Below are 11,118 nucleotides of genomic sequence, written 5' to 3' on the forward strand. Positions count from 1 at the left end.
TTTGCCACATTTCCTAGCTAGCTTCTTTTTATTCTCTATAAATTCAAATAGCCCAATGCTATTTAGCTTAGAGTGGATAGGCACTATCCTAGCAGAGTTTCTAGTCTTTAAAGTCTTGCTCTTACCAGTTTTTACATCTATTTTTGTATTTAAACTAAAGCATACTATGTTATATTTTTCGACTATGTCATCTGTGTTTAGCTGAATTATCTCATTTAGTCTCATGCCGGAGTAAGCTGCTATATGAGTCAGATATTTGGTATAAAACTAGCTGCGTAGCGTCTTTTGGTGCTTACGCAAGGTTTATTTTAATCCTAATAAGCCAAAAAAGATCTATCTAGTAAATGATCATATATCGTTTGGCTTGCTAAAAAATAACAAAATAAGAACTATATGATCAAGGACTTGATAAGGGGCTTTGGGGAAGAGCAAATAAAACAACAATCAAATATAGTAGAAGCCAAAGAGTAGAATATAAAGTCAGGTCATGATAGTTTGGGGAGGTAGGCAAGACAACCATCAGCAAAGTGTAAGGTCAAGTATCACCAAGAGTCTATATCTTTTTGATTGCTAGCATTACGGCAATATATTTGCTCTTTTCTTGTCACACACTAGTCTTTTATCCTTTAATATTTAGGAACATAATACCAATATATACAAACTTTACAAGACTCATATGACCATGATAGTATTAATACAAAAACCCAAACAGCCATAATGGTATCTTGCTTCCAACCCCTACTCCAATATCATCTGCTGCTATAAATGAATCTGGCATATCTTTTATCTGCTCAAAGCTCTTTTTTGCTCCGCCTACTTCAAAGATAAATTTATTACCAATCATAAAGTCGCCACCTTTGCCCGAGTAAATTTCAGTGATATTTCCAAGCTGATTGGCAAAAAATGTCTCTCTCACATTTCCTATATCAGGGCTATTTATATACATTAAATTTGTATTTTCAATGTAAATTTTATCCGCCTTATCCATATTTTTTATAGCTAGCTCATTTTTCATTAAAAGCCTTATAAGCCCGGCACTATCAAGCATAGCAAGATACTCTTTTAGGGTTCTATCGTCTCTTATATCAACAAGCGATTTTAGGCTCGAGTAGTTTGGCTGATATGGGACGTTCGTGCTTATAGCATGAGTTAATATCTTTAGCTTTCTTGCCGTATTGCCGTTTAAATTTGGATATATACTTAAAAGATCGCTATCTATCGTAGCTTCTATACTTTGTTTAAGGGTCTGATAAAAGGCGGTATCATTTGGCATATCATTATAGTACGGATAGTAACCCACCTTTAGATACTCTCTAAAAAGCTTAATAACTGCTAGATCTTTTTGTTTTAAAGTATTAATGATATCAACAGCCATCTCCTGATGGCTTGCGAGCAAATCTTTAAGCTCAACCGCTTCTAAATTTATACCATACCTTAGCCCTAGATACTCCCTAAAACTCATGCCGTTCATCTTATATACGATCGCTCTTCTGCTTAGATCATGAGAGCTTTTTAGTACTTCAAGAGCAGATGAACCAGTAGCTACTATATTTAACTCTTTAAAATTATCATAGGCAAATTTTAATACAGCAGATATATCTTTACTCTTATGAATTTCATCCAGATATAGATGTTTTCCGCCATTTAATACAAATTCTCTTATGATTGAGGTTATATCATTTGATATCTCTATGTCATCTAGGCTTAGGTAAAGACTATCTTTGTTTTTACTGGCAAGTTGAGCTAACGTAGTTGTTTTACCTATCCCTCTTTGTCCCAGGATAACGATAAGCCTATGAGATAAGTCTTTGGAGTCTATAAAATATCTTTTAAATTTATGGTTATTTAACCTTATAAGGTCATTGCTCTTTAAAAAAAGTTGATCTAGCATAGCATATCCCTTTATTATGTAATGCAATACAATTATATCATAAAAATATATGTAATAAAATACAGATAAGATTATTTTTTTAAGTAAAAGCACATTTTATTACAAATGACTATATACATTTTTTATGGAAGAAAGCAACCTTACTAATAGTGCTATTGGGTTCTTTTTAAAATTTAAGTTCCCTAATATTAAAGTATTACTTTTAATACCCACCTTTTTCTCATTGATAAAAAATTTATCTCTTTAACTAGATCCTTTAGAATTTAGTGAGTTGCCAGTTTTTGTAGGTTTTTGAAAACTTCAAGAGCCTATTCGTGAAAGCATATATGTGAAAAAAGATTGTCTCCTAGTTCATATACTCGCCCAAATATCTCAGCATTTTTGTTTTTTGCATGAGCTTAATATGGTAGCCACACCAGCTATACCGTTTTTAGACCCAATGCGCATATAATGGAATACGATTCGTTAAACGACAAATTAGCCAAGTTGCAAACGCAATTAACAAACAACACAAACTCTTTATCTCAAGAATTAGAGAATGTACAAATACAGTTAACAAACTTGCAGAAAGAATCCAAGAATCAGACATTTATTCAAGAGAAATTGTGACACAACTAGAGAATTTGAAGAAGTCGCTAGAAAGCATGTATTAAGTCGTATTCCCGAAGATATAAAAATAGACTCAAGTAAGATAAAAAGGAAGGATATCAAAGATATCTGGGCTGGTGGTGATATGGGAATGAGTTAATTGCCCAGATACTACCTGTGTGACATAACCTGTCGCTACCATATGCTAAATTTCCGTCGTATTTAAATCAAAGGAACAAAAATGCTAAGATATATTATAGGTGGAGTAGCGTTGGCAGCTACCGGATACGGACTTAAAAAATACATTGATAAATTTGATACGCACTTATCTCTAGGTGATCAAATTCAAAGTGACGCCAAAGATCCAGATATAAAAGACAAGCACGAAATGAATTTTAAAAGCTTTACCGACGATAATTCTTTAGTTGGCAAAGCTATGGACAAAGGTTATAAATTTAATGAAACCATTAATCGTCTTTTCATATCTTTAAAAATCTTGCAAGAAAAACTATCTGGTATAGAAAATTTGCCAGAGCTAAAATCTGCTTACGCGTCTATCAGTGGCGAGAAGATTTTAAAATTTAATGAGATAGACGGTAAAAATTTTAATGAATTTTTATATCTATTTATAGATACTAAAGAGGACTTGCAAATTTTGTACGACCTAAATTTGATGATTAATTACGCACTGGAATACATGATAGAAAGCAATATATCTAAACTAGACGCATCTCATAACAAGAAAGTGAGCGACTATGATAAATTTAGTGAAGAACAGCAAGAAATAGTCATCGAGTTGATTGAACTAAACAATCGCCTAGTAAAAGCGCTACGAGAGTTAAGAATGGCTACGCACATGAAGGAGATCGCAACTATTTTTAAAGATACGGCAACCGCATATAAAAGATATTATGATAAGAAATTTTTTAAGGAGGAAATTTATGAATAAGTTAGCACTAGCAGCCGTTATCGGCGCAGGAGTTTACGGAGCTAAAAAGTATTTACAAAACCACGAAAATAGACAAAGATTTTTCTATATGCTAGACGATTCTGTAAGATTTATAAAAAAGCTCGTAAAAAAAGGCTTTGAAAAAGACGACGCGGGTAATTTTTCGGTAGAGAGCAGAGAAGTATTTTACGCTTTTGAAGCGGAAAAAAGTAAAAGCTTTGAAATATTTTTCGAATTTCAAAAAGCATTATCCGAGATAAAAGACGTAAAAGCAAACGTATCGCCGCTTAGAGCGGCACCTTTTAAAGAGGATTATTTATATTTTAATGCAAGCGAGGCGAATTTAGAGCTTTTAAAGGATTTTACGCACACTTTATCGCAGGCGAATGAGCTTGTAAATTTTACCGTTATTAACGAAATAGCGACGTTAAACGACGATTTTAACTCGTTAAACGATACCCAAATGCAGTTTTTGTCGGAGCTTATAAATTTAAATAATCTAGTAGTAAACGCTATTTCTTGCGCAACTTTAACAAGTAACGGCGAAGAGATAAACGAACAAGCCAAAAGAGCCTTTCAAAGGCTAAAAATTAAACTAGGATAAGGAGCTAAAATGTGGAGAACGGTTTTAGATTTATCGTTTGGCTACGCTATGTATAAAATCATTAAATTTTTAGCATTAAATCTTTATTTGCCAGCGGTGAAAGAGGGCGTAAAAAGGGCTTATAAAAAGGCAAATTCGGACGACTAATTTTTAAGTTAGCCTTTGTTTAAAATGTATTAAAATAATAAAAATTTTAGGAAAAATGGAGATGAAAGATCAAGAGATTAGAACACAGGTTCTAGATACAAATGTCGTTAATGACGACAAAAACTCCCAAAAATCTACAAATAATGAAACCACATCAACCCCTACAAACGCAGGTATAGCCACCGGACTCACCGAAATAAGCGGTCGTTACGGAGAGGCTGCTAAAGAATTTCTAGTCGCCTTTGATGGCGTAGATAATGCTACGGGCAAGACTCTGCATAGAAGCCTTAAGGATATAGCAAACTACAAAATAAATCCTGAATTTGAGGAGCAAAATTTAAAGCAGCAAGCTGGATATTCGGCTGAAATTTCAAGCGTCGCAAAAAAAATGCGGAAAATATAATTAACAATAAACAAACAAGATATACTAGAACAGACGACATCGGTAGAGTAAATGACCAATTTGTAGACATTGTTGCTTTAGACGGTAGTGAGGCGATACAGATGAAAATGGTGGGAAATAATCCGCAAGGATGTCTAGATACGCTATCCAAGGCTGACTATGAAAAATATTTATATAGCAATAAGGTTTCTAGTATAGAAATTCCAAAAGAGTATTTTGCTGATGTGAAGATCTTGTGTGATAGTAAAATACAGAACCTAACCGAGCAAATCCAAATCATGCAAGAAAAGGGCGTAAGCCCTGAAGCTATAGAAAAAGCCAAAAAACAGCTAGAAAAATATAAGCTCATAAAAGAAAAAATTTCAGAATCAGAGCTAACCATCGGTGAGGTTCTTGAGGCTAGACAAAGTCCTGAAAAATACACCAGGGAACAAATGATAGGAATTTCTCATAGAGCTGGCCTACAAGGAGCTGCTTTTGGTGCAGGTATAGGTGGTGCAGTCTCATTAGTAAAAAATCTATTTGCCGTATATAAAGACGAAAAAGAATTAAAAGAGGCTTTAAAAGATACTAGCTTCGATACTCTAAAAGGAGGAATGATTGGATATGCAACCGCATTTAGCGGCTCGTTTATAAGCGCATTTATGCAAAATCACGAAAAAGTGCTCGTAAGGACGCTTGGCAAAAGCTCGCTGCCTTCTATGATAGTTACGGTAAGCGTCGAAACTACAAAGAGTTTTTATAGCTATTTTAAAGGCGATATAGATGCGGTACAGCTAGCTCAAAATTTAGGCGAAAAAGGCACTGGACTTGCAAATTCCGCGCTCTTTGCGGCTGCAACTCAGGCAATTATCCCTATTCCGGTAGTCGGAGCGTTGATCGGCGGTATGCTAGGCTATACGCTCAACTCCATATTTTATCAGGGCGTTATGGATTCGCTTAAAGAAGCAAAAAATCAAAGAATAGAGCGCATGAGGATAGAGGCTGAGTGTGAGTTTCTGCTTAGCGAAATTTTAAATTACAGAAAGGAAATGGAGGAAATCATAGAAAGATATTTTAGCGAACACCTTGGCTTTTTTAACGAGAGCTTTAATGGGCTCGATAGGGCTCTTGGACTAAATGATGCAAACGGAGTTATACTTGCGGCAAACGAGATTACTAGAAAACTCGGAAGTAAGACGCAGTTTGAAACGTTTGCCGAGTTTAAAACTTTTATGAATAGCGAAGAAAAATTTAATCTTTAAAAGGAGAAAATATGTTTGGTATGTTCAATCAAGAACTTTACAAATTTTATCAGTTGGCAATAGCCTTGCAGTTTTTAAAAATGGGCGATAAAGGGCTCGTTCAAGGCGAAAAAGATAGGTTTGTCGAATTTGCGAATAAACTTGAATTGGGTATTAAATTCGATAGCTTTGATGATCTTGCGGTAATTGTTAAATTTAAGATAAATGAAATTAGGGCAAATGAAGATATTTTTATCGGTACGCCTTTGCAATCCATTCATAAACTTTTTGAGGCTGGAAATTTTAGTAAGCTAGAAATAGCTAACATTATCTGGACGCTCATAAATTTAGCGTATGCGGATAGAAATTTCAGCGATGACGAAAACGTAGTTATTGACGATATTGCAAAACAATACGGCATTAAAGAGGATATAGTTGAAGAGTTAAAAGACTGCGCTAAAACGCTTATTTGCCTTGAGAGTAAAAGCAAATGGATAGAAACTACAAATAAGCCATACAAAGAGGTAAAAGCAGTAAAAGACGAAATAGAAAAAGATGAAGCCTTGGTCGCTACTATGGTAGCTAATATTATAAACGATAGCAAAATAGCTTAATAAAGGAGATAAAATGCCATTACCATTGATAGTGCCGATAGCAGTAGGTGTAGCTGGGCTTTTTGGAGCCGGAAAAACTGTTAAAGCAGTGATAAATAGCAAAGAAGCAGACAAACTAAATGATGCTGCAAGCTACATAATAAATAACTCAAAAGATAGTTTGGAGCTAGCCAAAGGCGTGTGCTCAAATAATCTTGAAAAACTAGGTTTTAAAAAAGCTTATGTGTTAAATGATACGGTTATTAAATTTATAGCATCTTTTGAAAAGCTAAAAAATGTAAATTTTCAAAGTTCGGTTGGTATGGATGAGCTAAATAAATTTATAACTGATGAAGCCAAATTTAAAGAGATAAAAGAAGTGTCTATTTTAGCTAGCTCTATTATACAAGGCGTTGGAGGCGGTGCAACGACTGGTGCAGCTATAGCTTTCGGGGCGTATAGTGCAGTAGCCGCATTTGGAACCGCATCTACAGGTACTCCAATTGCTATGTTAAGCGGTGCGGCAGCCTTAAAAGCAACTTTGGCATTTTTGGGCGGTGGAGCGTTATCGGTCGGCGGATTGGGCGCAACTGCAGGTATTATGGTGCTTGGAACACTGGCGACCGCACCTTTGCTTTTTGTGACGGGATTGGTTTCGGACTCAAAGGCTAGTGCAAAACTCGATGAAGCTAAGGCAAATTTGGCTGAAGCTAAAACAATAGCCGAAGGCTTAAAAAATATGGAAATAATGACATACGCCATATCAAGAAGAGCTCAGATGTTTAATAGGCTTTTGATGAAGCTTGATAGCTACTTGGCCCCGCTTATTTATGAGATGGAAAATATTATAGCAAGCAAAGGCGAGGATTTTTCAAAATTTGATAAAAACGAGCAAAAAACGATAGCAAAAGCTGTAAGCATGGTAAAGAGCGTTAAAACCGTCCTTGATACTCCTATTATAGATGACAATGGCGGGGTTACTGAGCAATCCTTAGAAGTTATTAAGAGTTTAAATTCTCAACTTTAAATATTTGATACCGCCTAATTGGGCGGTATTTTCTTCTATTTGACACAACCTGTCAAACCGAAATTCTATAATCTTCTAAATTTTTAAAGGAGACGAGATGACTACGCAAGGTATTGCCCTAATAAGGGAAGCATTATATAGAGCCAAAGATTTGGATCTAATAAAGGATATTTTAGAATTTGTTAATGAAATACATAATTTAAAATTAGAAAAAATTAGAAAAAATAGCAAAAAATTTAAAAAAATAGATGAGTCCATAATTTCTAAGTGTTGGCCTTTACAGCATCAGTTTAGTTCAGTTTATTTGCCAAAATTATTAAACGATTTGCCGGATGAACTAAGTGAAAGCCAAGAGGTAGATGTTTTACAAAGTATCTTTGATGATTTTAATTTAGAAGAGGCATTGAAAAAAGTCTGTTCTAAGTTGTATGAATTATCTCAAACGATAGATAGCCAATTATTTAGTTTTTGCTACGGTTGCTTAGATGAGCTAAAGATTGCTGCACAAGATTTAGATTATTTTACTGAAAGTTACGAAAGAAAGATTCAAGATATAGAAAAAAAACTAGAAAAAGATGAAAAAATAGATATGGTTTGTTCTAATGATTTAGAAAAATATGGACTAAAATTTGAGGATGGATGGGCCGTAGACAAAAATGGAAAAAAGGTTGCACAAGCGCAAAATTTCATACTAGATCTAGATACAGAATATTTCGAAAATTCTTATTTAAAACTTTTGTATGGGTATGAAACATTGCTTATGGATAAAGAGGGAAATGTTTTTAAATATCGACCTCATACCATAAATATGATAGAAGCTCTAGATGATTTCTTAAATTGTAGTAAAAAATTAAAAGTTTTTTATAAAGAAAATACAATAAAGAGAAAAATGTTTCCAAATTGTGATGATATTAGAGTTTATGACAATATTATAGTGGTACATAAGTACGACAAATATGGAGTATTGGATAAAAACGGTAATAAAATAATACCAATTAAACTTACAAAAATATATCGCATACGTGATACGAAAAATTTTATTGTCAAAAGAGACGGAAAGGCCGGAATTATAGATGACAATGGCAAATTTATTTTAGATATAGAGTTTGATGATATTATTGAATCGTATTTTAATTATGATAAATATGTTATAGCTCTAGTAAAAGGAGATAGCGTAACTTTTGTGGATAAAAATTTAAATGAAATAAAAGAGCATAATTTTTATCTTTACGATAGCCGTGTATATGAAAAATATAGCTATCAAAATAAAAATTTAAATCAAGTAGTACTAGATGATTTATATATCTATAAGGAAAAAGGGAATTTGTATATCGTAAAAGAGAGATCTAAGTATAATGAAATCGTTATGAATAATAAGGGAGAGATTTTAAAAAATATATATCGTGGGAAGGTTGAATTTTTTGGAGAAAATTTTTATATACAAAAAGATAACGATTTATCTATTTTTAACGATAAAGGCGAAATTTTAAAAAGTTTAAAATGTGATTATTGCAGTTTAGAAGATAAGTATTTAGAAATTTCACTAAATGGTAAAAAAGGTATAGTAACTCCAAATTTAGATGTTATAGAAGCTATTTACGATCAGATCGATACTATAAAAGATTTTGGATTTAATGCTAAACTCGGTAAAAAAAGATATTTGATAAATAATAATTTGGAAATTATATCGGAACACGATTTTGATAGCATAAGATTAATATGGTGGGATAATGTATTGCTAGCAGGCGATAGCAGCCATCATCCATTTAGAGAAAAATGCTATTTACTCGACTTTAACGGTAAAATTCTACCGCAATCATATTATTTTGAGATACCAAAAGACTATCTAAAAGGATAAAAATGCAGTCTCATGACAAGATAGCATTTAGACTCGCTCAAATTTTGATAAAACTAAACGACAGAGCAAGACTCGGCATAGATGAGCTGGCAGAAGAGTTTAACGTAAATAAAAGAACTATTTTGAGAGATTTTGAGAGACTTAGCGTCTTGCCAATAGGAAAAGAAAACGGCAAGTATTTCCTAGAGGACTATGCTCTTGGCAAACTAGGCTTTAAAGATATAAAAGCTTTTGCTGCACTAATCGGCGCAAGATCGCTATTTCCCGAGCTAGACGATAGATTTATCAGCGACGTTTTGAATGAGAAGCTAAACAAGGCCTATCTAATCAAAAACCAAGGATTCGAAAGTATCCAAATTTCAAGAGACGACTTTGAAGCCGTGAGTGCGGCCGTAATAAAAAACCGTATCGTAGAGTGTGAATATAGCGGTAAAGAGCGCAAACTAAACCCGTATAAACTAATAAACAATAGCGGTATATGGTATCTGCTAGCAGACGACGAGGGCAAACTAAAAAACTTCACTCTCTCTAAAATAAAACGCATAAAGATAAAGGGTGATACCTTCTCTGCAAACGCCGAGTTTTTAAAACGTATCGAAAAAAACGACACCAACTGGTTTTCGGATGATAAATTTAAGGTTACGCTTGAAATCAAAAACGAAGCTATGGAGTATTTTAAAAGAAAAGAGTTTTTGCCAAACTACGAAGTAGTGCAAGAGGATGAGGATAAAATCATTATAAGCACGGAAGTAGCTTACGATGACGAGATATTGCGGGTCGTAAAATACTGGTTGCCTTTTATAAAAATACTCAAACCTAAGAATTTGAGAGATAAATTTGAGGAGCTACTCAGAGATTATTTAAAATGACATAACCTGTCGCAGATATTTTATAAAATCTCCTAAAATAGTCTTAATTTAGGAGAATGAGCTATGAAAGAAAATCTGACGAGTAAAAATTCGAAAAACGCTAGCGAATTCAAAAGTACCGGTGAAGATCTAAATTTAGATCTGTCTATCACTAAATACGAAATGGCTAGAGGCGTTCTTTTTAATCTAGTCTATTCCTTAGGGCGTAAATTGAACGAAGCCGACGTTTCGGTAGTATCTCTGGACGCAAACGCCAAACAATACATGCAAGACATTTATCTTTCGCTAGATAAGCAAGCGGAGGATTGGAGAAAGGTTTATTACGCCCAATGGATAGAAGACTTTACGGGTGTAATCAAAGATGTCAATAAAATTTTACACATATACGTTAAATATTTTAACGAACGCGACCTTCAAGAGGCTGCCACGGTGCACGACGTATGCAAAAGATTAGTATCGATAAATATGTTAAGCGATAATAAATTCGATAGAAATGCTAAACTAGATTTAATGATCTGTTTTAGGCGACTAAGCCATATTTTAAATTTGGATATCGTTTAGCGACTATATTTATAAGATTTTTAGCATTCCGTAATAGGCTTTAAAAGGTTTTAGGGATAATCCCTAACGAGGTGTTTTTGTCTGACTTGCCCAGATGAAATAAAAGATGGCTTTTTAATAGATGATATCATATGTATGCGAATAGTGAGCTGGTTATGGATTGTGTTTTTCGTTGTTTATTGATCCATTTAAGATAAATCAAAGAACATATAGCGAAATATTAAAAATCCATAAAATTAAGCATAATTTTATAATCTTAAATGGCCTTAAATTTATAAATCAATTTTTGCTCTTTATACTACAGTACTATCATTTTAAATAGTTTACTACACTCACTCTTCCCCTCCTTGATCAAAATTTACCTCTTCAACTAGATCCTTTAGAATTTTTGGAGTTACTGGCTCC

Annotated in this window: 11 protein-coding genes and 1 pseudogene; 10 read left to right on the forward strand and 2 right to left on the reverse strand. The window is 33.7% G+C overall.

Annotated features, from left to right (window positions below; genetic code table 11):
- Positions 1-225 (reverse strand): annotated as a pseudogene (locus tag CVS97_RS09145) (integrase); the annotation flags it as partial.
- Between the two features lie 466 nt (positions 226-691).
- Positions 692-1,891 carry an ATP-binding protein gene (locus CVS97_RS09150; RefSeq protein WP_107785844.1) on the reverse strand — a complete coding sequence of 400 codons (1,200 nt, stop codon included), beginning with the start codon at positions 1,889-1,891 and terminating at the stop codon, positions 692-694.
- Positions 1,892-2,720: 829 nt separating this feature from the next.
- On the opposite strand from CVS97_RS09150, the gene CVS97_RS09155 reads away from it, so the two are divergent.
- The 10 genes from CVS97_RS09155 to CVS97_RS09195 all read left to right on the forward strand — a co-directional run bounded on the left by CVS97_RS09155 (position 2,721) and on the right by CVS97_RS09195 (position 10,713).
- Positions 2,721-3,428 carry a hypothetical protein gene (locus CVS97_RS09155; protein WP_107785845.1) on the forward strand — a complete coding sequence of 236 codons (708 nt, stop codon included), beginning with the start codon at positions 2,721-2,723 and terminating at the stop codon, positions 3,426-3,428.
- Positions 3,421-4,032: a hypothetical protein gene (locus tag CVS97_RS09160; protein WP_107785846.1), complete on the forward strand. Its 612-nt coding sequence runs from the start codon at positions 3,421-3,423 to the stop codon at positions 4,030-4,032. Before CVS97_RS09155 ends, CVS97_RS09160 begins: the two co-directional genes overlap by 8 nt.
- Before the next feature lie 9 nt (positions 4,033-4,041).
- Positions 4,042-4,179 (forward strand): hypothetical protein, encoded by a 138-nt coding sequence (locus CVS97_RS09270; protein ID WP_159070910.1) that lies wholly within the window; start codon positions 4,042-4,044, stop codon positions 4,177-4,179.
- Between the two features lie 61 nt (positions 4,180-4,240).
- Entirely contained in the window at positions 4,241-4,582 is a 342-nt protein-coding gene (locus tag CVS97_RS09165; protein ID WP_159070911.1) for a hypothetical protein, read from the forward strand.
- 101 nt (positions 4,583-4,683) lie between these two features.
- Positions 4,684-5,826 carry a hypothetical protein gene (locus CVS97_RS09170; protein WP_107785848.1) on the forward strand — a complete coding sequence of 381 codons (1,143 nt, stop codon included), beginning with the start codon at positions 4,684-4,686 and terminating at the stop codon, positions 5,824-5,826.
- Between the two features lie 11 nt (positions 5,827-5,837).
- Positions 5,838-6,419, forward strand: a complete 582-nt coding sequence (locus tag CVS97_RS09175) for a hypothetical protein (protein ID WP_107785849.1) — start codon at positions 5,838-5,840, stop codon at positions 6,417-6,419.
- A 13-nt stretch (positions 6,420-6,432) separates the two neighbouring features.
- Positions 6,433-7,425: a hypothetical protein gene (locus CVS97_RS09180; RefSeq protein ID WP_107785850.1), complete on the forward strand. Its 993-nt coding sequence runs from the start codon at positions 6,433-6,435 to the stop codon at positions 7,423-7,425.
- A 97-nt stretch (positions 7,426-7,522) separates the two neighbouring features.
- Positions 7,523-9,283: a WG repeat-containing protein gene (locus CVS97_RS09185; RefSeq protein WP_107785851.1), complete on the forward strand. Its 1,761-nt coding sequence runs from the start codon at positions 7,523-7,525 to the stop codon at positions 9,281-9,283.
- Between the two features lie 2 nt (positions 9,284-9,285).
- The gene (locus CVS97_RS09190) at positions 9,286-10,152 is read left to right on the forward strand and encodes a helix-turn-helix transcriptional regulator (protein WP_107785852.1); all 867 of its coding nucleotides are present in this window, start codon (positions 9,286-9,288) and stop codon (positions 10,150-10,152) included.
- A 63-nt stretch (positions 10,153-10,215) separates the two neighbouring features.
- Positions 10,216-10,713 (forward strand): hypothetical protein, encoded by a 498-nt coding sequence (locus CVS97_RS09195; protein ID WP_103640778.1) that lies wholly within the window; start codon positions 10,216-10,218, stop codon positions 10,711-10,713.
- The last annotated feature ends 405 nt before the right edge of the window (positions 10,714-11,118 follow it).

Origin of the sequence: Campylobacter concisus (assembly GCF_003049735.1) — a bacterium.
Taxonomy (GTDB): Bacteria; Campylobacterota; Campylobacteria; order Campylobacterales; family Campylobacteraceae; genus Campylobacter_A; species Campylobacter_A concisus_AN.